This is a genomic window from Pseudorhodoplanes sinuspersici, assembly GCF_002119765.1.
Lineage (GTDB): Bacteria > Pseudomonadota > Alphaproteobacteria > Rhizobiales > Xanthobacteraceae > Pseudorhodoplanes > Pseudorhodoplanes sinuspersici.
In genome coordinates, this window is record NZ_CP021112.1 from 477,923 (window position 1) to 501,003 (window position 23,081).

General features: G+C 60.3%; 23 protein-coding genes. 8 read left to right on the forward strand and 15 right to left on the reverse strand.

The window, feature by feature from the left end; genetic code table 11:
- Positions 1-2 precede the first annotated feature (2 nt).
- The 3 genes from CAK95_RS02350 to trbB are packed head-to-tail and all read right to left on the reverse strand — an operon-like array spanning position 3 to position 1,599.
- A complete protein-coding gene (locus tag CAK95_RS02350) occupies positions 3-272 on the reverse strand; it encodes a VirB3 family type IV secretion system protein (protein WP_086086363.1) in 270 nt (89 codons plus the stop codon).
- The gene (locus CAK95_RS02355; RefSeq protein WP_086091149.1) at positions 272-577 is read right to left on the reverse strand and encodes a TrbC/VirB2 family type IV secretion system protein; all 306 of its coding nucleotides are present in this window, start codon (positions 575-577) and stop codon (positions 272-274) included. Before CAK95_RS02355 ends, CAK95_RS02350 begins: the two co-directional genes overlap by 1 nt.
- Before the next feature lie 23 nt (positions 578-600).
- Entirely contained in the window at positions 601-1,599 is a 999-nt protein-coding gene (gene trbB, locus CAK95_RS02360; protein WP_086086364.1) for a P-type conjugative transfer ATPase TrbB, read from the reverse strand.
- Between the two features lie 361 nt (positions 1,600-1,960).
- Between trbB and CAK95_RS02365 the strand changes: the two genes are divergently transcribed.
- The 5 genes from CAK95_RS02365 (at position 1,961) to CAK95_RS02385 (ending at position 6,358) form a co-directional block, all read left to right on the forward strand.
- Positions 1,961-2,377, forward strand: a complete 417-nt coding sequence (locus CAK95_RS02365) for a cytochrome b (RefSeq protein ID WP_086086365.1) — start codon at positions 1,961-1,963, stop codon at positions 2,375-2,377.
- A 65-nt stretch (positions 2,378-2,442) separates the two neighbouring features.
- Positions 2,443-3,042 carry a cytochrome b gene (locus tag CAK95_RS30380; protein WP_086086366.1) on the forward strand — a complete coding sequence of 200 codons (600 nt, stop codon included), beginning with the start codon at positions 2,443-2,445 and terminating at the stop codon, positions 3,040-3,042.
- A gap of 262 nt (positions 3,043-3,304) precedes the next feature.
- The gene (locus CAK95_RS02375; RefSeq protein ID WP_157699509.1) at positions 3,305-3,661 is read left to right on the forward strand and encodes a hypothetical protein; all 357 of its coding nucleotides are present in this window, start codon (positions 3,305-3,307) and stop codon (positions 3,659-3,661) included.
- Positions 3,662-3,748: 87 nt separating this feature from the next.
- Positions 3,749-5,218, forward strand: coding sequence for a multicopper oxidase family protein (locus CAK95_RS02380; protein ID WP_086086368.1), 1,470 nt, complete (start codon positions 3,749-3,751; stop codon positions 5,216-5,218).
- An 18-nt stretch (positions 5,219-5,236) separates the two neighbouring features.
- Complete coding sequence (locus tag CAK95_RS02385) at positions 5,237-6,358, forward strand: YVTN family beta-propeller repeat protein (RefSeq protein WP_086086369.1); 1,122 nt, start codon at positions 5,237-5,239, stop codon at positions 6,356-6,358.
- 368 nt (positions 6,359-6,726) lie between these two features.
- Here CAK95_RS02385 and CAK95_RS02395 read toward each other — a convergent pair whose 3' ends face one another.
- The 6 genes from CAK95_RS02395 to CAK95_RS02420 all read right to left on the reverse strand — a co-directional run bounded on the left by CAK95_RS02395 (position 6,727) and on the right by CAK95_RS02420 (position 12,339).
- Positions 6,727-7,692, reverse strand: coding sequence for a LysR family transcriptional regulator (locus CAK95_RS02395; RefSeq protein ID WP_086086371.1), 966 nt, complete (start codon positions 7,690-7,692; stop codon positions 6,727-6,729).
- A gap of 232 nt (positions 7,693-7,924) precedes the next feature.
- The gene (locus CAK95_RS02400) at positions 7,925-8,227 is read right to left on the reverse strand and encodes a copper-binding protein (protein WP_086086372.1); all 303 of its coding nucleotides are present in this window, start codon (positions 8,225-8,227) and stop codon (positions 7,925-7,927) included.
- 19 nt (positions 8,228-8,246) lie between these two features.
- On the reverse strand, positions 8,247-8,699 hold the full coding sequence (locus CAK95_RS02405) for a cupredoxin domain-containing protein (RefSeq protein ID WP_425349691.1): 453 nt from the start codon (positions 8,697-8,699) through the stop codon (positions 8,247-8,249).
- 38 nt (positions 8,700-8,737) lie between these two features.
- Entirely contained in the window at positions 8,738-10,129 is a 1,392-nt protein-coding gene (locus CAK95_RS02410) for a multicopper oxidase family protein (RefSeq protein ID WP_086086374.1), read from the reverse strand.
- 22 nt (positions 10,130-10,151) lie between these two features.
- Positions 10,152-11,591 (reverse strand): TolC family protein, encoded by a 1,440-nt coding sequence (locus CAK95_RS02415; protein WP_086091150.1) that lies wholly within the window; start codon positions 11,589-11,591, stop codon positions 10,152-10,154.
- Positions 11,592-11,976: 385 nt separating this feature from the next.
- Positions 11,977-12,339 (reverse strand): hypothetical protein, encoded by a 363-nt coding sequence (locus CAK95_RS02420; protein ID WP_157699510.1) that lies wholly within the window; start codon positions 12,337-12,339, stop codon positions 11,977-11,979.
- 126 nt (positions 12,340-12,465) lie between these two features.
- On the opposite strand from CAK95_RS02420, the gene CAK95_RS02425 reads away from it, so the two are divergent.
- Together CAK95_RS02425 and CAK95_RS02430 are read left to right on the forward strand one after the other, a co-directional pair.
- Positions 12,466-12,585: a sigma factor-like helix-turn-helix DNA-binding protein gene (locus tag CAK95_RS02425; RefSeq protein WP_086086376.1), complete on the forward strand. Its 120-nt coding sequence runs from the start codon at positions 12,466-12,468 to the stop codon at positions 12,583-12,585.
- Positions 12,582-13,232 carry an NrsF family protein gene (locus CAK95_RS02430; RefSeq protein WP_086086377.1) on the forward strand — a complete coding sequence of 217 codons (651 nt, stop codon included), beginning with the start codon at positions 12,582-12,584 and terminating at the stop codon, positions 13,230-13,232. Before CAK95_RS02425 ends, CAK95_RS02430 begins: the two co-directional genes overlap by 4 nt.
- A 234-nt stretch (positions 13,233-13,466) precedes the next feature.
- Here CAK95_RS02430 and CAK95_RS02435 read toward each other — a convergent pair whose 3' ends face one another.
- The 5 genes from CAK95_RS02435 to CAK95_RS02460 all read right to left on the reverse strand — a co-directional run bounded on the left by CAK95_RS02435 (position 13,467) and on the right by CAK95_RS02460 (position 20,627).
- Positions 13,467-14,672, reverse strand: coding sequence for an acyltransferase family protein (locus CAK95_RS02435; protein ID WP_157699511.1), 1,206 nt, complete (start codon positions 14,670-14,672; stop codon positions 13,467-13,469).
- A 1,255-nt stretch (positions 14,673-15,927) separates the two neighbouring features.
- Positions 15,928-16,578 carry an NrsF family protein gene (locus tag CAK95_RS02440; RefSeq protein WP_157699512.1) on the reverse strand — a complete coding sequence of 217 codons (651 nt, stop codon included), beginning with the start codon at positions 16,576-16,578 and terminating at the stop codon, positions 15,928-15,930.
- Entirely contained in the window at positions 16,565-17,329 is a 765-nt protein-coding gene (locus tag CAK95_RS02445) for a sigma-70 family RNA polymerase sigma factor (RefSeq protein ID WP_147413697.1), read from the reverse strand. The genes CAK95_RS02440 and CAK95_RS02445 overlap by 14 nt, the downstream gene beginning before the upstream one ends.
- Positions 17,330-18,157: 828 nt before the next feature.
- Positions 18,158-18,613 (reverse strand): CopG family transcriptional regulator, encoded by a 456-nt coding sequence (locus CAK95_RS02455; protein ID WP_425349665.1) that lies wholly within the window; start codon positions 18,611-18,613, stop codon positions 18,158-18,160.
- Entirely contained in the window at positions 18,594-20,627 is a 2,034-nt protein-coding gene (locus CAK95_RS02460) for a conjugal transfer protein TraG (protein WP_086086383.1), read from the reverse strand. The genes CAK95_RS02455 and CAK95_RS02460 overlap by 20 nt, the downstream gene beginning before the upstream one ends.
- A gap of 154 nt (positions 20,628-20,781) precedes the next feature.
- Here CAK95_RS02460 and CAK95_RS02465 point away from each other — a divergent pair, with 154 nt between their 5' ends.
- A complete protein-coding gene (locus CAK95_RS02465) occupies positions 20,782-21,111 on the forward strand; it encodes a VpaChn25_0724 family phage protein (RefSeq protein ID WP_086086384.1) in 330 nt (109 codons plus the stop codon).
- 12 nt (positions 21,112-21,123) lie between these two features.
- On the opposite strand, the gene CAK95_RS02470 is transcribed toward CAK95_RS02465, so the two are convergent.
- The gene (locus CAK95_RS02470; RefSeq protein ID WP_086091151.1) at positions 21,124-22,863 is read right to left on the reverse strand and encodes a relaxase/mobilization nuclease domain-containing protein; all 1,740 of its coding nucleotides are present in this window, start codon (positions 22,861-22,863) and stop codon (positions 21,124-21,126) included.
- Positions 22,864-23,081: the final 218 nt, after the last annotated feature.

A 23,081-nucleotide genomic window follows, 5' to 3' on the forward strand; every position in this document is an offset into this window, starting at 1 on the left:
CCTCACGCTCGGAAATATGCGGGATAGCGGAGATGCCTACGCACCACGTCGACAAACTGGGTATCGCGCCGCGTCGCCCAGACCGCCGCGAAGTGACCAGCCGCCCAGAGCATGATGCCGATGAGCCAAAGCCGCAGGCCGAGGCTGACGGCGGCCGCGAGCGTGCCGTTGGCGATGGCGACCGCGCGGGGTGCCCCGCCGAGCAGGATCGGATCGGTCAGCGCGCGATGGACCGGCGCTTGGAAGCCGGCGGTGGGTTCGCCCGCTTGCATCACAGCAGCGCTCCGCCGCCGAAGCTGAAGAAGCTGAGGAAGAACGAGCTGGCCGCAAACGCGATCGACAGCCCGAACACGATCTGAACGAGACGCCGGAAGCCGCCGCTGGTGTCGCCAAAGGCAAGGGTCAGGCCGGTGACGATGATGATGATCACCGCGATGATCTTGGCCACCGGCCCTTCGATCGACTCCAGGATGCGCTGGAGCGGCGCTTCCCAGGGCATCGAGGAGCCAGCTGCGCTGGCAGGCGACGCTGACAATGCGGCGACAGTGATGATGGCGATGAACAAGGCGGCGTGCATGCGCAGGCCGCGCGCGAGTGCGGTCATGGCTGGTCTCCGTTGGATGAAAGATGGCCGCCCGCCTCAGGCGGAAGGACGAGATAGTCGCCGCTCGCCGGATTGAGCCCCGCGACGAAGGAAAGCTCAGCCAGGCGGCGCTGCGAGCCGCGGCCGGCGAGTACGGCGATGATGTCGATCGTCTCCGCGATCAGGGCGCGCGGAACGGTGATGACGGCTTCCTGGATGAGTTGCTCGAGACGGCGCAAGGCGCCGAGTGCCGTCCCGGCATGGATCGTGCCGATACCGCCCGGGTGCCCCGTGCCCCAGGCTTTGAGAAGATCGAGGGCTTCAGCACCGCGCACCTCGCCAATCGGGATGCGGTCAGGGCGCAGGCGCAACGACGAGCGCACGAGATCTGAGAGTGTGGCAACGCCATCCTTAGTGCGTAGCGCCACGAGATTGCGGGCCTGGCATTGCAGTTCACGCGTGTCCTCGATCAGAACGACGCGGTCGTCAGACTTGGCGACTTCCGCGAGAAGCGCATTGGTCAGCGTGGTCTTGCCTGTCGAGGTTCCGCCGGCGACCAGGATGTTGCGCCGCTCGGCGACAGCCTTGCGCAGAATCTCCGCTTGCGCCGCCGTCATGATGCCGGCCGCGGCATAGTCGTCGAGCGTGAACACAGCGACCGCCGGCTTGCGGATCGAGAACGCCGCCGTGGACACGACCGGCGGCAGAAGTCCCTCGAACCTCTCCCCCGTTCCAGGCAACTCGGCGGAGACGCGTGGTGCGCCGGGGTGAACTTCGGCACCGACGTGATGCGCGACCAGCCGGATGATCCGCTCGCCGTCAGCCGGTAGCAGCGTCGCGCCGGTATCGGACAAACCCTCGGAGAGACGGTCGATCCAGAGCCGACCATCGGGGTTCAGCATCACCTCGACGACAGCGGGATCTTCGAGGAAGGTGGTGATGTCCGGCCCGAGGGCGGTGCGCAGCATGCGGGCACCGCGCGTGACCGCTTCTGCCTTGGGAGTCGCGTTCCCCATGTTGCCCCCGGCGCTGCGTCGGCCTGTCGAGTCGGGCCGGACATCGGGGACGAATAGAAGAGGCAGGAAAGGGAGCTGCGCAACAAGAGTCCGATGGCAGTCGTAGAGAAGCGAAAAAATACAGGAGAACGGCGGAACTCGCAGTCACCCGGTGCTATCTGGCCTGCAAGCAAGTGCCGGCCAACTGGCCGCTGTCGTTTACTTCCAGATGAGGATTGCGGCGCCATAATAGGCAATCCGCCATTACACGTTCGTCATGATGAGAAGTCTGTTTCCAGAGTCGAAGTTATACAGCGAGCTGCAGAAGCAGCTTCATTGGGGCGTTCTGGCCTTGTGCATCGTGCAGTTTCCGACTGCTTAGGTGATTCAACGAACTCACGTCGATCACGCGCAGGGCTTAAATCCGCAGCCGTTTGACCTTCTGCTTCACCAAATCCATGCTCTCTGCGGTTGGACAATTCTGGGACTTGTGGGCATTAGAATCTTGCTGCGTTGTTTTTGGGGAGCACCGGTTTTGTTGGAGACAATGCCGCTGTGGCAGCGGAAGGCGGCAACCATCAACCATGCGTTTCTCTACGGAGTGTTGATTGCCTTGCCTGCTACAGGAACGGCGGCGATGTATGTTACGCAGGCTGCGGTTCCGTTTCACCGGGCACTCGTCTATTTCGGTGTTGCGCTGGTCGCAATTCATGTTGCGGCAGCAGTGGCGCACGGTGTTGCGGGGGCCGGAATCTTCAGGCGAATGTTGCCGAATTGGCTTGCACCCAGGGATGTCTAATCGAATTCGGAGAGATCGGCGGGAAGGCTTGATTTTCTGGTTGAGTGCTAGATGCTGAGCGCCGAATGTTGAAAGCTAGTCGACCGAACCAGGAACGCTGGAGCACGGAGATCATCGTGCTTCACTGGCTAACGGCTGTTTGCGTGATAGTTTTGGTTGTGGTCGGATGGGAACTTGGGGCTCATGCTGCGCATATTGGGCAGCGGACGATGCTATTGCAGTGGCACGCCTCACTCGGTGTCGCCTTGCTTGCGGTGCTGCTCGTCCGAATTCTCGTTCGTCTCGTCAGCAAACGCCCGTTGTCGTTCGGAGAGAGCCAGCTTCGTCACCGAAGTGCACTAGCTGTTCAGGTGGCGCTTTACCTTGCGATGATAGCGCTTGTCTTCACAGGTGTTGTCGCCGCTGCGCCACGGCCGTTCGGGCCCGCAGTCCATCTATTTGGTATTTGGCCGTTGCCCCGAATCTCGGGTCTTCCGCTGATAGTGATGCAGAATATCCGCAGCATCCACGCAGCATTGGTTTGGTTTATGATCGGACTCGTTGGAATGCACGTTATGGCGGCAGTCTATGGCACATTCGTTAGAGGAGACTGGACGCTCCTTCGCATGGTCCCATGGGGTCGGAGGCCCAGAAAGAAATCTTTAGAAATTGAGGGCGACGGCTGAGGACGACAGCACAGACGATCTCCAATGAGCTGCGCCCCCTATCGATTCAGTTGGACGTCGGGGCCGGCGGCGAGGACTTAACTTGAGCCCCGCACCGTGATTCGTAGGACCAGCCACTTGTCGAGCCGGCCCTGCCGTCCTATTTTTTGATCCAAGTCAATACCGGAACATGCAATGCTGCCCTATATTAGCAACTAAGTGATTGCAAAGGTGATTTGTGCAGCACGGAGGAGCATGGAAGCGCAGATGCGGCCCGCGTCACGTGATGGTGGGTGCACGGCGCTATTTTGTACTGATTCTGGTTTTTGCCTTTGCGTTATCCGGACTCCTTCATGTGGGCGGCAATGAGCATGCCTTCGCGTCGGCACATTTACATGAGCAAACCTCAATCAGCCATGACGCTGGCGGTGAACCCTGCGATCCTGTGCACGACGGAAAATCAAGCGGTGTTAATGATTGTAGCGTGACAAGCGTGTGCTCGCTGTGCGCGCCGATGGAATCCTCCGCCGCTTTGGCCCTGTCGAATGCCAAGCCTGCGGAAATCGAACCGATTTCTGGTCATTTCGGCAATATCCGTTCTCAACAGTTCCGCCCTCCGAGGCTCTTCCCGAACGTCTGAGTCGACGCACCTTTCTCGGTGCGTCGAGCTAGTCCGATCGGCCCTTCGGGGTCGGCCTGATCTGTCACGTTCGAGAGAGCTTTCGTCATGCAACATCTATCACGTCGCCAGTTTCTGGCATCCACCGCTGCTGCGGGCGTCATTGGCGCAACTCCGTCTCTGTTGATCCCCACAAGCACGGCCCAGGCAAACCCGGCCACGACGATCCGCGTCGACACGCGGGTCATCGAAGTGAACGGGCGCCCAGCCACCGTTTTCGGCCTAACGCAGCTGGACGGTACACACGGCTTCATCACGAGGGCGGGCGAGCAATTCCGAGTCAAACTCGAGAACCGGCTCAACGAAGAGACCCTGATCCATTGGCACGGTCTTACTCCGCCCTGGCAACAAGACGGGGTGCCAAACCTGTCACAGCCTCCGCTCGGCTCTGGCGGCACCTATGACTACGACTTCCCGCTGGCGCGACCGGGAACGAACTGGATGCATTCGCACCATGGCCTTCAGGAGCAGCGCCTGATGGCTGCGCTGCTGATCGTCCGCGATCCGGCCGAGGCCAATGCGGACGTTCAGGAAGTTATTGTGCTGCTCCACGACTTCACCTTCCGGAACCCTGACGAGATTCTGACCGAGCTTCGGGGCGGCGGGCACGGCGCCGCAGGTCGAGACACGGCCCAAGGAGGTGCTGGCCGTGGCGGGATGGACCATAGTGCGATGGGACACGGCGCGACCGCGACACCCGGTGCCAGCGCCGTTCATCTGAACGACGTCGATTACGACGCCTTCCTTGCGAACGATCGGACTCTCGATGACCCGAACGTATTCCACGTTGAGCGTGGCGGGCGGGTACGCCTGCGCCTAATAAACGGGGCGACTGCGACCAACTTTTGGCTCGACTTGGACAGGCTGGAAGGCCGACTCGTTGCGGTCGATGGCATGCCCGTCGAGCCGCTTATCTCTCGGCGCTTTGAGTTCGCGAGCGGCCAGCGGCTCGACATTGTCCTGGATATCCCTCGCAGCGTCGGCGCTTGGCCGATCTTTGCCGTGCGCGAAGGCGAGCGGAAGCGCACCGGATTCATCCTTGCCACAAAGGACGGTTCGATCAGCAAGATTCCTGCCGAGGCCAGCGAGCCCGTCGCTCCGGTCGGCCTCGCCCTAGAAGGGCGTCTCAGAGCGTTGCGGCCTCTGGCGAATCGTCCGGTCAACCGGAGGCATACGGTCACCATCACCGAGGCTCCGGGCTACGTCTGGATGCTCAACGGCGCAGTGCATGGCGCGCACGCACCGCTGGAGGTCCGGGAGGGTGAGCGCGTCGAGGTAACCTTTGTCGACCAGACGACGATGGCGCATCCCATGCACCTGCACGGACACCACTTCCAGGTCGTGGCCATCGACGGCAAACGACTGAGCGGCGCTTTGCGGGATACGGTCTTAGTTCCTGCGCGCGGCCGCGTGACAGTCGCCTTCGATGCGACCAATCCCGGCAAGTGGGCGCTGCATTGTCACCATTTGTATCACATGGCGGCCGGCATGATGACGACCGTCGAGTATGCGGCCTGAGCAACGCTGGAGGCAGAAATGACCAACACGCACATTGCACATTATCCCCGCATCTCGCGGCGAGCACTTTCCCTGGTTGCCAGCGAGGCAAGACACTTCGTGTTCTTGGCGTTGGCCACTGCAATTACGATGATAGTTGCCGTAGCGGTTTCCCAGGCGCAGCCACAACCAGCCGTCAACGCAAGCGGCGTCGTGTACACCGCGGACGAGCACGGCATTTCCGTCAGCGTGATCGATTTAGCGTCTGGACGAGTCAATACGGTTTCCATTCCGATCTCGCCCCACAACGTTCAGGTTACCAAAGACGGAAAGCGACTTCTCGCCGTTGGTGATCCAGCCGCAGACGCTCACGGACATGGCGCAAGCCAAGGTGCTAAGAAAGGCAAGGGTCGGCTGCTGATCTTCGATACGGCAGCCGTTGCCAAAGGGCCTGTCGCAGAAATCGCCGTGGGCGCCCATCCGGCCCACGTCGTTACGGATCCACAAGGCCGACGCGCCTTCGTCACGAACGCCGGCGACGACACCGTGAGCGTGGTGGATCTCAATAAGCTAACCGTCATTAAGGCGGTCAGAACCGGACGCTACCCGCACGGGCTTCGTATGAGCCCAGATGGTCGGGAGGTCTACGTCGCCAACGTCCAAGACGGTAGCCTGTCGGTCATAAGCACCGAATCTCTCACCGAACTGGCGCGGATTCTGGTGGGCAAGACACCGGTGCAGGTTGGGTTCACGCCGAACGGCGGTCACGTCTATGTGTCCCTACGCGACGAGAATCGCGTGGCCGCAGTCGATACCACGAAGCGAACGAGGATCGGCGTGATCGAGGTTGGCCGCAATCCGATCCAGGTCCATGCCACACCGGACGGACGTTTTGTCTACGTCGCCAATCAAGGCACGGACGCCGAACCCGCCGACACCGTCTCGGTGATCGAAGTCAGCACCGGCAGCGTCATCGACACCATCCGAACCGGCAAGGGAGCACATGGGGTCAGCGTAAGCGACGACGGCGGCTCTGTCTTCGTCAGCAATATCGTCGACGGCACGGTTTCCGTTATCGACACGGCGACACGAAAGGTCGTGTCAACCTTTGCCGTTGGTCGAGGCCCCAACGGTATCACATATGGACCGCAAAATATGTGATCCGCATTGTAAGAAGAGAAGCGACGACGAGGAGGACAGAAATGCCAACGAGCAAAACGTACCGTCCAAATAATTCAAAAGAGATTGAGAGGCGAGCTCCGCTGCTAGATCGCATCCTCTGGCTTTGTGTAGCCGCCGGGTTGCTCGCGGGATCGGTCGTGCTCTGGCTCTTCGGATTTACACTTTGGGCTGCAGCCGCTCTGGTCTTATTGCTCGTCTGCCCCCTCGTCATCGCGTGGATTCTCAGAATCGAGCGACAGCAGAACCCGACCCACAAGAACACGTCATAAGCGGGATGCTAGATAGTATCCTTGTCAGTGATCGTGATCGCTCGGGTACGGGAAATACGCTGGTCTTGATTGCTAGATTTATGTCACTTCTTTTGACGTTGTAGCGGCGCCATTGGTCACAGTCATGCTTGGACGACATGACGGAATATGGGGCACGGCTGGATGGGCTTCCAGCCACGCCCGGAATTGCTTGAGGATGGGGTTGTCATTGTTACGGCGCCAGTAGGCGACGAACCCGAGTCGGGTCGGCCCATTGCCGTCGCGCACTTCGCGGAAGACGACGCCCGGCCACGGTGGAAGGCAAGAGGATTCGCAGGCTAGCGTGATGCCCCGCTGACCGTCGACCGCGATGATCGTCGCGGTGTGGTGCGCCTTGACATGCTTGATGAACGGCCGATCTCCGGGCGCCGTCAGCTTGCTGAGCAAGACGTCTTTGATCTCCGGTCCCGGGTCGCGTTGGCTCATTACGAAGCGCTCGTTCTTCAGGTCAGTCCAATAGACGAAGTCGCGCTCGGTGAGTGGATGCGTCTTGGGTAATGCGACCATGATCCGTTCGGACCAAAGGCTAATGTGGGCGTAGTCGCGATAGGCGGGTTCGCCCAGGACGAGCGCGATGTCGATGGCTCCCCGATCGAGGAGCGGAATGAGCGTAATCCGGTCATCTTCGATCACATCTAGATCGACCTGCGGGTGGTGTTGGGCGAAGCTGAAGATCGTATCGCGCAGGGGACCCGCCAACGCGGTGTAGAAGCCGATCTGGAGCCGGCCCGCCCTTCCAGCCTTTGTGGCCTTCGCATAATTTTCCATGCTGTCGAGGTCCGCCAGCACGCGCTTCGCCACGACAAGAAAGTCCTCACCATTGGCCGTAAGCTGGGCGCCGCCAGTGGTGCGCTCAAACAGCAACATTCCAAGGCGTTCCTCAAGTTCGCGGATACGCTTGCTCAAGGTCGGCTGTGTGACGTTGAGTGCGGCCGCGGCGCGCCGAAAGCTGCGATGCTCGGCAGCCGCGGTTACGTAGCGCAAGTGAGGAACCTCGACGCACATAGTTCTACCACTGCTTCTGATCGGAGAAAGTGACGGGTTGTTTTCCGTGCCGTTCTCCGACCTTTTTCGGTTCTCCCCCCAAGATGTTCGTATTCAACTCTTACCGCGAGCTACGAGCGCCTTGCTCCGCGTCCGCGTGACCGTCGAGTGTCTGTGTCATGAATTTGGAAAACGACGATCGCTTTTGCTGCTCCAACCCATGGTGACAGATGCACTGGTCACATCGCAGGAGCTATTTTGTCCTCTCGATGTGAGTCAATGTGATCCGACCATCCACACGCTCGGCACGGAACTTGACCTTATCGCCGACCTTAACCGCGTTCAGCATGGCCTTGTCCTTGACACGAAACAGCATCGTCATTGCGTCCATATCTAGGGACTTGATTGGGCCATGTCTGAGCGTGATCCTTTCAGTGGGCACGTCGATCTTCGTAACCTGCCCTTCTGTAAGGTCGTGTTGGCTTGCAATTGCCGGAGCGAGCGCCGGCGCGACCAGCATGAATGTGGCGGCGGCAGCGATGAGATTTTTCCGCATGAATCTACTCCTTGAGAGTTCACTTCACGACTATGGTTCCGGTCATTCCAGCTTCACGGTGGCCCGGAATTAAGCAGCCGTATTCGAAAGTACCTGCCTTGGTGAATCGCCAGATGATTTCGCCTTTCTTCTTGGGCATGACCCGTCTAGCGTTCGGATCATCGTGCTCCATGTCGGGGTTCTTTTTCATCTCCTCAGCGTGTTTGATATTTTCCTCCGTCGTTGCAAGCACAAATTCGTGCTCGAGCTCGCCGTTGTTCGTAAGTACGAATCGAACCTGCTCTCCTCGTGGAATTTCAAGCCGCGAGGGGGCAAACAGCATCTTCCCATCGCCCTCGCGCATGGTAACCATGATGGTTCGCGATGTTCGCTTGGGATTGCCGGGCTCTCCGGCTGAGAACTCCGCATGGGCATGGCCTGGATCGGCGACAGCTGGACCGCTAACGAGAAGCAGGCTCACGATGCCGAACATAAGCGGGGTCGTCATGAATTTCATCTGGGGCTCTCCGTTTAGTGGTGACCTTGGTGACGGCTATTTGAACGCCGCTTAACGACGTCGACTTCGACGGCAGGCTTACGTGTGGTCTGGTCGGGCGCGCGGGTCGGCGTAATGGGCGCATTGGCAACTTCGTACGCGACGGTCCCCTCAGGATGCTTGTACCAGCCGGGATCGCTGTAATCGTTGACCGGGTGCCCTTCGCGCACCTTCACGACCGTGAACATTCCGCCCATCTCAATTGCGCCGAATTGTCCATGCCCTGTCATCATGGGGATAGTGTTATCCGGCAGCGGCATTTCCATTTCGCCCATCTCTCCCATTCCAGCGGAGCCCATAGGCATATAGTCTGGCGTTGCGATGCGCCGAATTGCGTTCACAAGGTCTTTCTTCTGGACGCCGATGAAGTTGCGGACATCGTGCCCCATCGCATTCATCGTGTGATGCGACTTGTGGCAATGCAGGGCCCAGTCACCGGGCACATTGGCGACGAACTCATACGCTCTCATTGCACCCACCGGAATGTCGATGGACGTTTCCGGCCAGCGGGCGGTTTCGGGAACCCAGCCACCATCGGTACAGGTAACTGAGAAGTCGTAGCCGTGCATGTGGATCGGATGGTTGGTCATTGTCAGGTTACCAACCCGAACACGCACGCGGTCGCCTTGTCGAACAACGAGATGGTCGATTCCAGGAAAAATCCGAGTGTTGAATGTCCACATGTTGAAGTCCGTCATCTCGTTAACATTCGGGACATAGGTGCCGGGGTTGATGTCGTACGAGCTGAGCAGAAATACGAAGTCGCGATCCACGCGCATGAACTTTGGATCGCGTGGATGCACGACGAAGAAGCCCATCATTCCCATCGCCATCTGGACCATTTCATCGGCATGTGGGTGGTACATGAACGTTCCGCTTTTCTGCAGAACGAACTCATAGACGAAGGTCTTACCGACGCCGATCGCGGGCTGAGTCAGCCCGGTCACGCCATCCATGCCGTTCGGAAGAAGCATTCCGTGCCAATGGATGGTGGTGTGTTCGGGCAATTTGTTGGTGACGAAGATGCGCACCTTGTCGCCCTCGACTGCTTCGATCGTAGGTCCAGGCGACTGCCCGTTATAGCCCCACAGATGGGCAACCATGCCGGGCGCCATTTCACGAACGACGGGTTCGGCGACCAGGTGAAATTCCTTCCAGTCACCATTCATTCGCCAAGGCAATGTCCAACCGTTGAGCGTGACAACCGGCTGATAGTCTGGACCTCCTTTGGGCATTAGCGGAGGTTGCATCGTGGCCTTATCCATGGAAGCAGCTTCGGGAATACTAGCTGCTTGTACACGGCCACTCACGGCCGATGCGCTCGCAAGCACAGCAGCCGATCCAAGCAAAGACCTTCGGGAGATCATGATCTGTTTTCCTTCCTTGGAGTTAGTGGCCAGCGGGTTCGCCGCCAGCAGCAACAGCAGTTGTGGCTCCCCCACCGCCCGCGACACCGCCACCTGTTACGGCCGTGGCGAGATCAACGCTGGCAAGCCAGAAGTCCCTCTGCGCTTCGATGGCGGCCACATTGGAGTTGATCCTCTGACGCGCCTCGGCAAGAAGCGCGAAAACATCGATCATCATCGCGTTGTAGCGCAGCAAGGTTTCATCGGAGATGATTTTCCGGAGCGGAATGATTTCGCGGCGGTAATGGGCCGCAATATCGTAAGTTGACCGATAGGCCCTGAAGGCGTCACGCGCCTCCGAGCGTACATTGACCGCCTTTTCGGTCAGCCGATTGACCGCCTGCATGTACGAATGTTCGGCCTGTCGGACGCGGACCTCTCCGAGGTCAAAGATAGGGATTTGAAACTCAAGCTCGAAGCCGTCGTCTCTTACGCGTTCTCCTGTTTCGCGCTCCTTCTTTGTTTTGGAGACGCCAGCGACTTCAAGGAGGTTGATGAAGCGTGTTGCCTGGCCGAGTCCGTAGGATCTCGCCATGAGATCGACTTCGATTCGAGCGATCTGCAGGTCAACACGTCGCCGGATCGCCTCGACTTCTATATCGGGTAAGGCGAGCGGACGTCTTGGCAAAGCGGCAAGCGTGCTGGGAAGCTTGAGGTTGGCGTCAGCGCCCCAAAGGCCCAGAAGCCTCGTCAATCGCTCCCGCTCGCTGGTTGCCCGTTGTCGCGCTGTCGCGAGCTGTGCGGTCAATTCCGCATAAAAGACTTGGTCGCGCGCCTGATCCAGCTTGTTCATGGCCCCGGTTTCTCCCAACCGGCGGGCAAGCTGAGTTGCGGTCTCGGCCGCCGATTGAGCCTGCGCGAGAAATGCCGCAAGCTGCCGTTGAGCGACGGCACGGTAGTAGGTGCGACGAGTGTCGGCTGCAAGGCGAAGCGTATCTTCGGCGGCGCGAAGCTGTGCTTGGCTGAAACGCTGGGTCGCAATTTCGGCGCGCGCGGGCAGCGTGGCCAGGGAAAGAATGTTGGCGACAATGCGCTTTTCGATCTCAATTTCCGCAGGGCCGGAAAGTCTTCCGACTGAGACGGTTGGATTGGGCGGCAAACTTGCCTGTACGCGATTTGCCTCGGCAATTCCGAGTTCATTGTAGGCGGCCTGAAGACCGCGATTGTTAAGGAGAGCGATTTGGACGGCAGTGTCCGCCGTCAGAGGGCGGCGAAGAAAGCTTCGAACGGCGTCGCTTGCCTGCTCTGCTTCCTGCGGCGTCCGGATCGCAACTACGTCTTTGCGAAGCTCATGTCCCGCGACATTGGCAACGACGGACATGCCGCCGTCGGGCGAGAATGTGACGCATCCTGACAAGAGCCACGGCGCGCCCACTACGCAAAGCAGACGGACCCGGACGCGAAAGCGCGAGAGCTGCTGCATAAACAGCGCGCGGGAGAGGAAATATGATGACATTGGCCCCTCACTGTTTAGGGGCCGGCGCAACGCGCCTGTTCTGTTCGATCCATGATGACGGAGCAACAGGCCGCAAACTCTGGTAGGAGCCGATTGTCGACGCGTAGCCAGCGCGCGCGACGGGGGCGCCCGGATCGGATGGATCCGGGCCTGTCATTGGCAGCGAGGGCACCATCGAGCAGGCAGGCAAGATCGTTGCGAGTGCAAGGATCGTGGCGGATGTCGCGATGCGTTTCGAGAATCGCTGAGTCCGACGGAAGGCGGGTCGATCCGCCCGTAATTTCAGGAGCATGAGTACAGTCTCTCTACTGCCATTGATATCGGAGTGAGCGGCTCGTTGCCGCCCACGGCGTCACATCGGCAAAGAGACGATCGGAGGTCGGTTGATACGGCCAGGATGGCTTCCGGTCACAATATCCTGCAAGGGAGGATACGGCGAAGAAGCGTTGATCTGCGGGCCGATCGCGGGTAAATGCGGAGCGGAGAGCGCCGTCAGGCAAAAGACGCCGCAGCAATTTCCTGGAGCAGCATCGTCAGTTTGGTCGGCGTCGACCTGATTCAGGCTTGAATGATTGTGCGGCTTGGTTTCCGCTTGGGCCTTGGCAGTGCCATGGTGATCATCTGTTAGACAGTGAACTGTTGCTGTACCATCGGCGAAAGCGAGCGCCAGCGACGGTGAGATGGTGCAAACGCCAAAGAGAATGGCAAGCACCAACGCCGCGCGTATCCGAACCGCTTTTGTCACCTGAACTAGCACTTGCCGCAGCTTCTAAATCTGGAAGGCCGATAAACCCTACCGCATCGCCCAGCCGCCAGCAAGCCAGCGAAAGAGCTTACGAGATTGCACGGCCTATCAGTTTCAGAAACCGCGGCGCGGCTTGGGATGTCGGAATCCGCCGTTAAGGTGAACGTTCACCGTGGCATCAAGTCGCTGCTACGTCTCGTCGGAGGCGATCCATGAAGACCGAAGATCTCGTGATCCGCTTGAGTCAGGAAGACCCGCGACCTAAGCGATGGGAGCCAGCGATGGCATTGGCCATTGCGGCCCTGGCGACAGGTGTGATCGTGGTTTTCTTCTCAGCTCTCTGGTTGGCGCCGCGGGCCGACTTGATGACCGCACTGGCGGCAAACGATCACACAGTCTTATGGAAGTTCGTTTTTGCCTTCGGCGTGGTCGTGACCGCGCTTCCACTCGTACGTGATTTGACGACACCGGGTCGTGCGGCTGGCATAGCCTCACTTATCGCGCTGTTGCCGTTCGCGATCGTCGTCGTGTTGGGGATGCGTGAACTGGTAGTGCTTTCGGAAACCGAATTGCGTCAACTTCTATCTCATGCATCATGGCTCGCTTGTCTTTGGCAAGTGCCGCTCCTGAGTATCCCAGCATTTGCGATTCTCGTCGTCATTGCGCGGCGCTTGGCGCCGACGAACTTGCAGCGCACCGGCGCCAATATCGGCGTGATGGCGAGCGGCTTTGGTGCTGTAGGATATGCTCTCCACTGCGGCGACGATTCAATGCTCTTTGTAGCGACTGCCTATACATTGGCCATTGGTGAGATGGCGTTCCTGGGTGCGTTGCTGGGCCCGCGTCTGCTTCGGTGGACATAGATTCACCGCTCACTTCTAAGCCAAACGAGTTCCGGGCGTCCAATCGCACCAGGCGTGTGGTTTCTCCCGAAGCGGGCGATGGAAGCCACTTCGATCCTGCCAACTCCGAGACATTCCCGCGCGCGACCAACGTGTGGACGCCCCTTCTAGCTCTCAGGCTCCGCCTAGGAGCGCATAGATCATCGCCGCCGCAGGTTCGTGCTCGCGCCTCCACACGCATGAAAGAGGCGTCGCCTATGCATGGTTTGGAAGTCTGCTAGGCGCTTCATGAGGTGCTGCAAGGTCGGCCGACCGCTTAAGGCGGGACTTGAGCGATAGCGCTGGTTTCTCGACTAACCCCCAAGAGAATGTCGCAAACAGCAATGAGAGGACTAGCGAAATGGTCAGATGTGCCCACACTGACACAGCAGGACCGGCAGCAACCAGCACCAGTTGCTGAATTGGCCAAGCGTAAATGTACAGTCCGAACGAAAGGTCTGTTTTGCTCGTGAACTTTGTAACACGAGGGATGCGAATGCTGCCAAGAACCAGCGCTGCATAGGCAAAGCTAAAAATGAAGGTAACATTGGCTGCTGGTGTTCCGTTTGTCACGAACGCCAGAGCGAGAAACCCTCCCGCTATTGTCCAGCTCAGTTTGATTTTTGCTCGATACCGATAGGCGACTATGCCGAGCGCAAAGCAGAAGCCGAAGCGCACGAAGCTGCCGATCGGAGGGGCGGATAAGGCGCTTGGCTCGGAGTTCGCGAGTGTCAGAGCTGTCGCGAGCATCAAGCATCCAAGGACTATAACACTCCGCTTTGTGATAAGCCCTAAGCTCATACCGACAGCGAAGACGATATACGCAAACACTTCATACTTGAGCGTCCAAAGCGGTTCGTTGATTTCGCCAGGATGCGTGCCCGAGAGAAACATATCGTGCAGTTGCGCCCGGTCAAAAATGATTAACGTGGCGAACGGATAGGTCAGGGTATGGCCGTCGTGGAAATATTCGGCGATGGACAGCCGCGTTCCGAACGGACCCAGCATCCAAGCAACGAGAGTGGCACAGACGAACAGGCCGGGAAAGATCCGAAGAGCGCGCGCAATACCGAAAGTCTGCCAGTTGGGCTGTATCGCGAAGCTGCGGCTCAGCATTAGGCCAGAGAGGACAAAGAAGACGTTCACCGCGTGCTGCCCGAGCGTATAGGGCGTGCTTGAGAGGGGCTCGGCGGCGGTCAGCCCTATCACGAGTAGAAAGGAATGGGACACCACGACGCTAAGTGCAGCGAGAAGTCGAACGGCGTTGAAATTGTTGTTGGTGTGCTCTAGCACATCGGAAAGTCGCGGCGCCTCTGGTTGAGCCTCAGCACGGTGGTGGGTAGACGTCGACGGCTCTGAATGGCCGCGCGCCGTAGCTTCCTCCTGACAATGGCGGGAGGGCGGGATTGCTTTCATGAACATGAGATCCTCACATGTGTCTTCAGCGCGGCGACGACGCGCCATTCGTTCAGAGAGACACGGAGGCGATAGGAGGCCGGATTAGGCGCTTCGGTGTGGTACCGACAGCATTGGGCTCAATATGTGCAACCGCTTTGCTTGATGGTCTGATCTCGACGGTGGTATCTGGAGGCACAACGGGGATGATATGCGCACACATAAGGCTGCAACAGCTGCGCACTGGATTCTCGTCATCCACAGCATCTCCGACATCCGCGCTGTCAAGATTCCACACTGCGCGCTCGGAGGCGGTTTTGGCTTCTGACGGAATGGGTGCGCAATGGCCGGAGCCGTGGGCCGCCGTTATCAAGCAAGGAAGAAGAATTCCGAGCAAGTAGAGGGCGACGAGAAGCGGCGTCAACCGTGATGCCTTCCCTTCTCTTGTTGCGATGAGCATGAAAAGCAACGTCCTAAGGCGGCGCCGGGCAGTATCAATAACAGCGCGGATCGCGGGAACGTCCAAGCGATAGTGATGGCAGGGCCGTTAATTTTGGATTACCGACATGCTGGATAGTCCGGTAACACGCGGACGTTAACGAGGCGGCGCGCTTTACCGAGTCGATCGCTGAGCCACCGTACGAAGGTTCGACACCAGCGCTAACATCGTTGCATCGTGACAAGATAATATTCTCTCACACGCTGTCGTCACTTCAAGCAACGTTTGCTCTCCCCTTCGCGAATTTGCAATTGGGCAAGGCGTGGCGCAATCGCCCTAGCGCCCCGATTGTGAAGGGAGACGACTCATGAGAGCATTACGGTGGAGCATGCAGTGACGACGGCGGCGTATTTCATTGCGTCACTAGGACCTGCGGACGCGCATCGCCAGGCAGGGAGCGATGCCAGAGGCGCGAGAGCAGTAGCTGCAGCCGCCGCCCCTGGACCTTCTCGTGTCACGCTATGCCTGAGTACAGGCCTTGCCTACAAGTATGCGGATATCTGGAACGATCCCGACCCGCGAATCCGCGCGAGCCTTGTGCGAGAGTACCCCGCATTCGAGGGTCGAGTCCGGCCTGGATCGAGGTACTGCGATTAGGAGGCAGTCCCATAGCCTGTGATCGCTTTGGATGTGCACTATACTATCGAGTAGGAACCGCAGCAGCGGCTCCTGCTCGCTTTCTCAGACCGTCCCACGCTGGATGACGCATTTTGATGCAATGGGGATACGTCGTTCTGCCGGGGGACGGCGCGCGCCTTGTTGACCGCGCCGGAAGATCGTTTGTCAGCTCCACCGCAGGAGATGGGGACCAAGGAGCAGTCCAAGTGCGGCAAAGGCTGAGATTGCGCTAGTGTAGGCGGTCGCGCTGAAGATTATGGTATGGCCGTCGGAGCAAAGGACATAGGCTAGAGCACCGATCCCACCAGAAAACAACCCCACATACAATCCAGCCCATCGTAAATCGGTTGGGGCTAGCATTCGTAGTGCGAGCGTGGTGATGACGAAGGCGGGCAACGCAAGCACTGCTATCTGCGAGAGGCAGCTTATCCAAGGCTCGCGCACGACCTGGAGCGACCACTCCTCGAACGGTGCGATCGCGAGGTCCAGCAGCCCAAGAACACCCATCAGGAGGAGAGGAAGTAAAGTCACGATTGGCGGTAGCCGCATGCGGCGCCCGGGTACTGCAAGATCCCTTAGGCAAATAAGTGCCAATATCATAATGCTGATGATAAACGTGAGCCTGAGAAAAAATGCAAAGTCGCCCGCTAGGACCGTTTGGAGGAGATCTGTGCGAATCCCAAGCCATACGAGCGCGATAGTGATGACGACCGCATAGGACAGCACGGCGGCTGAACTGATGATAACAGCGGCGCTGGTAAACCAGCCAGGCCGCACATCCGCAGAGAGCGTATCGATCAGGTCATTTGTTTGCATCAGTCTTGTCCTTCGCATGACCAAGCCACCCAGACAATGCCTTGAGCGCTCGGTGAATGTTGACGCGAACAGTAACCGGCGACGATCCGGATTGCTCAGCGACATCCTGGGCGTTGAAGCCGTCGAGTTTCACCGATTGCAGCGGTTTCCGTAGGGATGGAGGCAACGCAGCAATGCCTTTTCGCACATCGAGCACAGCTTCAATTTGCTCTCCGTTGTCGATCAATCCATCAGTTTCCTGAAGTGGTTCTGTTGGAATCCTCCGATTGGATGCGCGTAAGTAATCTATCAGCTTGTAACGCGTGATTGCATAGGCCCAAGCGGTTACCGGCAAATCTGGTTCGTAGGTATGGCGCTTTGCGTGAATGGAAATGAGTGCCTCCTGAACGATATCCTCGAAGTCGTCGCTCGAACCTCTAACGCGAAGGAGGTGACGATTGACGTAGGGCCTCAGCAGAGACGTGAGCTTCGCTAAATAGAGTCGATATGCATCGGAATTCCCTTGGAGACCGTCGATTAAGAGTCGCCTGAGCTCATTCTCGTCCGGGTGCATGCGATCGCGTTCGATGTTGAGATTGCTCGTGCGAGAACGCAGAACAGGTTGGCGCCCAAAGCGAAAGCAGGCACCACTCGAACGTAACTTCGACGCGCGGCGGCTGAGCGTTTCAATTCGCTCAAAGTATTTTTTTGCGGAGTGATGAAACGATCGCAATTGTGATGCCGAGCTGATCGCGGGCCTGCGCTTGATCAAGCGATTTCGCCGGCGCCTTGAAGTCGAGAAGGGAATGCGGTCGCTGGATGCTAGACAGAGGCACTATTTGCGTGAATAATTTTTCCAGCCTAGTCGAGGCGATCACATGCGTGCGGATTGCAAAGACACCAGACGGAAACGACGAGCATCATTTTCGCGCCAGGCCCGATGGTCCGTTGCTTACGCGGCGCTGTTCATTGTGAGATTCTTGTCTACGGCGGACGCACAGGCGGATTCGGTTCGCATACTTTATGTATTGGAGGCTGGGACCTACAAAGCTGAGACGGCAAATAATGTGCCGACGGCCGGCACAACTGGGCTTGTGAATTTCGTTAGAAAAGTCGAACTACTGGAACGGACAACGAATGTCGCCGCACGGCGTGGAGCACGATTCGGACTGCGATATCTTGTTGAGGGATTGCCTGGAACCGCCGTCGACATAACTTTTGTTTTACGCTTTCCGCCGTCCGGATTGCGTGATCCGGTCACAGGACAACGACACTGGCGTAACACGCACTCGAAATCGGTGCCGGTCGGCATCCCCTTGTATCGAGAGTATCAGCTCGAGCATGATTGGGAGGTCGTACCCGGTATTTGGCGTTTTGAGTTTTGGCATGCAGGGCTAAAGTTCGGCGAGCAAGCCTTTTGTCTCTACTCTGTTCCCGATTCGAATGACGGCGGTGGCTCGATCGTTCACGATCAAGAATGCGCAAATGATCTGGTAAGTTAAGCGTCGCCGTCGCATCCCGCATTTTATTTAGCGGCGCCGACCGACCTGTCTGGCGCGACGTTCGCCTACCGGGTTTGGCTATGGAATAGATTTTCGGCTCACCGGCCATCCGACGAGGTAGCTAGTGATGGACCCTCTTCACCGATTTCCTGTCGAAGCTTCGGGCCTTTTGCAAGTCGGCGGCCAAGCGCATCCAGGAAATTGTCATATCGCTCTCCCGACTTTGCACGGGCAGCGGCCTGGACGGCATCGGGAAGCTGCGGCGTCGAGCTAAGCCAGAAACGGATGAAGACAGCCGTCATCTCGATGGCGATGCCGACGTCGCGCTCCAAACGCTGCATCCGGCGGTCAATACTGTCGAGCCGCTTAGCGATGGCGGCCTCTCGGCGCTCATCAGCATCAGGCGAGAGAAACGACGCGACCGCCGCCTCTGCGACGAGCGAGCGGGATTGGTTGCGCCGGGCAGCGTAGTCTGCAAGCGAACGCATAAGGTCCCGGTCGAGATAGACTGAGAGGCGGGCCTTTTTTTCGATGTCAGAGCTTGACGCCATCATTGGGATCCATCGAAGCCTGACGCGCGACCTGCCGCATGTTGCGGGTGACCACGCGCACGCGCGCCGCGTCGTCGTCATTCTCGTCGCGATCGGATTCGAACTCGTTGACCGGCGGCTTGATCGGTTCCGGTGCGATGTCCTTGTGCCGCTCGAGGCCCGGCTCGCGCCGCAGCCCGGCGTTGGCGGGATCGCCCTGGCCCTTTCCATCCGTTGGCGTGTCGGCTGCGGATGCATCGGCCTCGTCCACGCCGGAGCGGTCCGCTTTCGCGAGGGCGATCGGCCGGATTGGGGCGAGGCCCGACCAGTCGTCGGGCTTGGGCGGCGACTTCGTCTCGTCCGGCTTCGGTGGCGGCAGGATGCGCTCGGCGAGCCGAGCATCCTCGAAGTAGCGGGCCTTCTTGGCGCGGATCGGCGGGACGCCCGCCACCATGACTATCTCGTCGTCGGGCGGGAGCTGCATGACCTCGCCGGGCGTCATGAGTGGGCGCGCGGTCTCCTGCCGCGACACCATCAGGTGACCGAGCCAAGGGCTCAGCCTGTGGCCGGCGTAGTTCTTCATGGCCCGCATCTCGGTCGCGGTGCCGAGCGCATCGGAGACGCGCTTGGCGGTGCGCTCGTCATTGCTGCTGAAGGCTACACGCACATGGCAGTTGTCGAGGATGGAGTTGTTCGCACCGTAGGCCTTCTCGATCTGATTTAAGGACTGGGCGATCAGGAAGGACTTGAGCTTGTATCCGGCCATGAAGGCGAGCGCCGACTCGAAGAAATCGAGGCGCCCGAGCGCGGGGAATTCGTCGAGCATCAGCAGCACGCGTTGTCGCCGGTCGGTCGCCTTCAGATCCTCGGTCAGCCGGCGTCCGATCTGATTGAGGATCAGGCGGATCAGCGGCTTGGTGCGGCTGATGTCGGAGGGCGGCACGACCAAGTAGAGGGTGGATGGCTTCTCGCCGCCTGCGATGTCCGCGATGCGCCAGTCGCAGCGTCGCGTGACCTGAGCCACCACGGGATCGCGGTAGAGGCCGAGGAACGACATGGCGGTGGAGAGAACACCGGAGCGCTCGTTGTCGGATTTGTTCAGCAGCTCCCGCGCGGCCGAGGCGACGACAGGATGCGGACCCTCTTTGCCGAGATGCGGCGTCGTCATCATCGCGACCAGCGTGGTCTCGATGGGGCGCCGCGGGTCGGACAGGAAGGAGGCGACGCCGGCGAGCGTCTTGTCTTGCTCTGCATAGAGGACGTGAAGGATGGCGCCGACCAGGAGCGAGTGGCTGGTCTTCTCCCAGTGATTCCGCCGCTCCAGCGACCCTTCCGGATCGACCAGGACGTCGGCGACGTTCTGCACGTCGCGGACCTCCCACTCGCCACGCCGCACTTCGAGCAATGGATTATAAGCGGCGCTGTTGGCATTGGTCGGATCGAACAGGAGCACGCGGCCGAAGCGGGAGCGCAGCCCGGCCGTGAGCTGCCAGTTTTCACCCTTGATATCGTGCACGATCGCCGAGCCCGGCCAAGTCAGGAGCGACGGCACGACCAAGCCCACGCCCTTGCCGCTGCGTGTCGGGGCAAAGCACAGCACATGCTCCGGTCCGTCGTGGCGCAGATAGTTGCCGTAGAACCGGCCGAGCATCACGCCATCGGGGCCAAGCAGGCCTGCGGCCCTCACCTCGTCGGCATTCGCCCATCGTGCCGAACCATAGGTCTCCGCGTTCTTGGCTTCGCGCGCGCGCCAGACCGACATGCCGATGGCGACGGCGATCGAGGCGAAGCCGCCCGACGCGGCGATGGTAGCGCCCTCGAGGAAGACGCGCGGTGCGTAAGCGTCGAAGAAATACCACCACCAAAAGATTGCCGGCGGCGGATAGATGGGAACGCCCGCGAGGTCGAACCACGATGCGCCGAGCTGCGGCTGGAAGCCGAGCCGCCATGCGGTCCACTGGGTCGCACCCCAGGTCGTGGCGAGCACGATCGCGAAGACGGTGAGGATCTGGCCCCAGAGAATCTTGGTGGCGCTCACGGCTCTCTCCGGTGTCGGCGGCGGCGACCGCGAAGAAAGCGCAGCGCGTGACGCGCTTCAACAGCGATCAAGGCGGTATCGCAACGGAGCGTAGGCATGCGAAAAAATACTGGCGGCGCGATTCGCCTCCGGCGCCGACAGCAGGGTGAGCCGAATGTCCGACCGCGAATCGAACCGTGCCGATCCGCTTGAGCGACAGAAGTCGGAGCACCGCGCGCTCGCCCTCTTGCGGCTTCTCGGTCGCGAAGCTTCCTACATGAGCAATGAGGAGATCGTCGACTGCCACTTCGCCAACCTGGGTCTCGCCTGCCCGCGGGCACAGGTCCGGGAATGCCTGGCAATGCTCGAACGGGCCGGTCTGATCGAACTCTCGATGGCCGAGACGCTGACCGTGATCCGCCTCACCGCGAAGGGCGATGAGGTCGGCCAGGGCCTTGTTGTCGTCGAGGGCGTCTTGCGGCCAGGCGTCGATTGCCCGTACTGATCGCGCCGCCCGTCAAAGCCCCAATCCACGCTGCCGGCCGAAACTCCAGTCGATGCCGCCATCGCCGCGCGCGACGCCCGAGATGTGCCGGCCGAGATGCTTTTCGATCGACGGCGTCCACGGGACGAGCGTGAAGCCCAGCCCGTCGTCGAGCATGGCGAAGCGGCCCGAGGCGAGCATCAGGCGCTCCCGATAGACGCCGCCGACAAACTCCCCGCTCGCGGACTTGCGGAACGGCATCCCCGTGTCGGCCGCAAGCTTCGTGGCGACGGAGTCGAGCTCCTGCCGCCGCAGCGTCTCGAGCAGGTTGCGGGAATAGATGACCTGCTGACCCTGCCGGCGCGCGAGGCCCTGCGTCACGAGATGATCGGCGCGGCTCTCCATCGCGGCCTTGACCTCCTGGCCGAAGCCGCTGCTGCTGAGCGGCGCGGGGTCGCGCGCCACGAGTTGACGGTCGATCCAGGTCGCGCCCGAGGCCTTCACCTGCGCGTCGAGATCGAGATCCGAGCGTACCGCGAGCGCGACGCGGCTGCGCCCTTGCGCATCCTCGTACCGGCGCAGCTCGACGATCGATCCGGCGCGGCCGTCGCCTGCGGCATCGAGCGTGGGGAACCTGATGTGGTGGGTGCGCCCGTCCGTGCCGTCAATCACCGCATAGGCCGTGCTTTTCAGCTCGTCGTCGAGGCCGCGGTCGATCAGACGTCCGATGATGGGATCGCTGAGGCTCTCGCCGGCAAGCACATAGGCGGACGCGCTGCGCTCGATGCCCCGCTCGGTCAATGCCCGGTGCATGCGCTTAATGATGTCGCCGCGCTCGCCAAGCTCCCGCAAGGTGCGCTCGGCTCCCTCGACCATCACCCATTGGCCCAGTCCGACCTGGTGCGCGAGGCCGAGGGATTCCAGCTTCCGCAGCCGGCCGACCTTCTGCGCCAGGTATTCATCGGGCTTCTGGTCGGGATGCGGCGCGAGATCGATGATGCCGTGCCGGTTGGCATTGCGGGTGAGCTGGCGGTCGAGCTGGGTCCAGCGTTCGGCTTCGATCTGACGCTCGATGGAACGGCGGATATCGAGTTCGGTGCGGGGTCCGAGCTCCTGGGTGATGAGATCCTGCGCGCGGTTGCGCATCCCTTCCTTGATGTAGTCGCGGGCGATGACCAGGTCCTGTCCGTCGTCCGTGCGGCCGCGCAGGATGACGTGGATGTGCGGATGCTCGGTGTTCCAGTGATCGACCCCGATCCAGTCAAGATTCGTGCCCAGGTCCTTCTCGGCCTGCCGCATCAGGTCGCGCGTGAAGGATTTGAGGTCGGCCATCTCGAGCGCATCGTCCGGCGACACGATGAACCGGAAGTGGTGGCGGTCGTCCTCGCAGCGCTCGGTCAACGCTTTGACGTCGGCCTCGTCGGTGTCGGGTCCGAACATGCGTGCGCGCTCGCCGTTGCGGGTGACGCCTTCGCGGCGGAGATAGCGGAGATGGGCGCCGAGCGTCGCGTTGCGGGTGCCGTGCCTGACGACGCGCGTCTTGATGACGGCGCCGCGGGACCGATGGGTGATGAGCCGGTTGGCCTGGATGCTGGCGACGCGGCCGCGGCCGAAGCGCGAGCCGCGACCCGACGTGATCTTGCCGGTGCGCGAGACGCGCCCGCCGGCGCGCTGAGCAGCCGCCAGCGCCTGGGCGATGAAGGGCTTGGCGCGCTGGTTCTGGCGCGAGCGGATTTTGCCGGGACGGATGCGGAAATCGTCCTCGGTGTTCACGATCTGATAGCTCGCGATGTGCGATTGGCGTTGACGGCATTGACGAATTTGCGGGTCCGCAGGCTGTGCCGGCGGCGCGCACATCGCGGAAATGCGTCGTAACCCGTTGAAAGCACACACCCCAACCGGGCCGCACCTCGCGGCTTTTTATCCCGCCCTCCGTCGGTCGTGTTGCCGCTCCCCTCCCGGCCCGCACTCCTTCGTGCGCCGGTCTTCGC

Bases quoted from the DNA above. Each gene is read 5' to 3' on its own strand.
- CAK95_RS02350 (WP_086086363.1), bottom strand. From the start codon at position 272: ATGCAAGCGGGCGAACCCACCGCCGGCTTCCAAGCGCCGGTCCATCGC.
- CAK95_RS02355 (WP_086091149.1), bottom strand. From the start codon at position 577: ATGCACGCCGCCTTGTTCATCGCCATCATCACTGTCGCCGCATTGTCA.
- trbB (WP_086086364.1), bottom strand. From the start codon at position 1,599: ATGGGGAACGCGACTCCCAAGGCAGAAGCGGTCACGCGCGGTGCCCGC.
- CAK95_RS30380 (WP_086086366.1), top strand. From the start codon at position 2,443: ATGTTGAAAGCTAGTCGACCGAACCAGGAACGCTGGAGCACGGAGATC.
- CAK95_RS02380 (WP_086086368.1), top strand. From the start codon at position 3,749: ATGCAACATCTATCACGTCGCCAGTTTCTGGCATCCACCGCTGCTGCG.
- CAK95_RS02385 (WP_086086369.1), top strand. From the start codon at position 5,237: ATGACCAACACGCACATTGCACATTATCCCCGCATCTCGCGGCGAGCA.
- CAK95_RS02395 (WP_086086371.1), bottom strand. From the start codon at position 7,692: ATGTGCGTCGAGGTTCCTCACTTGCGCTACGTAACCGCGGCTGCCGAG.
- CAK95_RS02400 (WP_086086372.1), bottom strand. From the start codon at position 8,227: ATGCGGAAAAATCTCATCGCTGCCGCCGCCACATTCATGCTGGTCGCG.
- CAK95_RS02405 (WP_425349691.1), bottom strand. From the start codon at position 8,699: ATGTTCGGCATCGTGAGCCTGCTTCTCGTTAGCGGTCCAGCTGTCGCC.
- CAK95_RS02410 (WP_086086374.1), bottom strand. From the start codon at position 10,129: ATGATCTCCCGAAGGTCTTTGCTTGGATCGGCTGCTGTGCTTGCGAGC.
- CAK95_RS02415 (WP_086091150.1), bottom strand. From the start codon at position 11,591: ATGCAGCAGCTCTCGCGCTTTCGCGTCCGGGTCCGTCTGCTTTGCGTA.
- CAK95_RS02430 (WP_086086377.1), top strand. From the start codon at position 12,582: ATGAAGACCGAAGATCTCGTGATCCGCTTGAGTCAGGAAGACCCGCGA.
- CAK95_RS02435 (WP_157699511.1), bottom strand. From the start codon at position 14,672: ATGTTCATGAAAGCAATCCCGCCCTCCCGCCATTGTCAGGAGGAAGCT.
- CAK95_RS02440 (WP_157699512.1), bottom strand. From the start codon at position 16,578: ATGCAAACAAATGACCTGATCGATACGCTCTCTGCGGATGTGCGGCCT.
- CAK95_RS02455 (WP_425349665.1), bottom strand. From the start codon at position 18,613: ATGATGGCGTCAAGCTCTGACATCGAAAAAAAGGCCCGCCTCTCAGTC.
- CAK95_RS02465 (WP_086086384.1), top strand. From the start codon at position 20,782: ATGTCCGACCGCGAATCGAACCGTGCCGATCCGCTTGAGCGACAGAAG.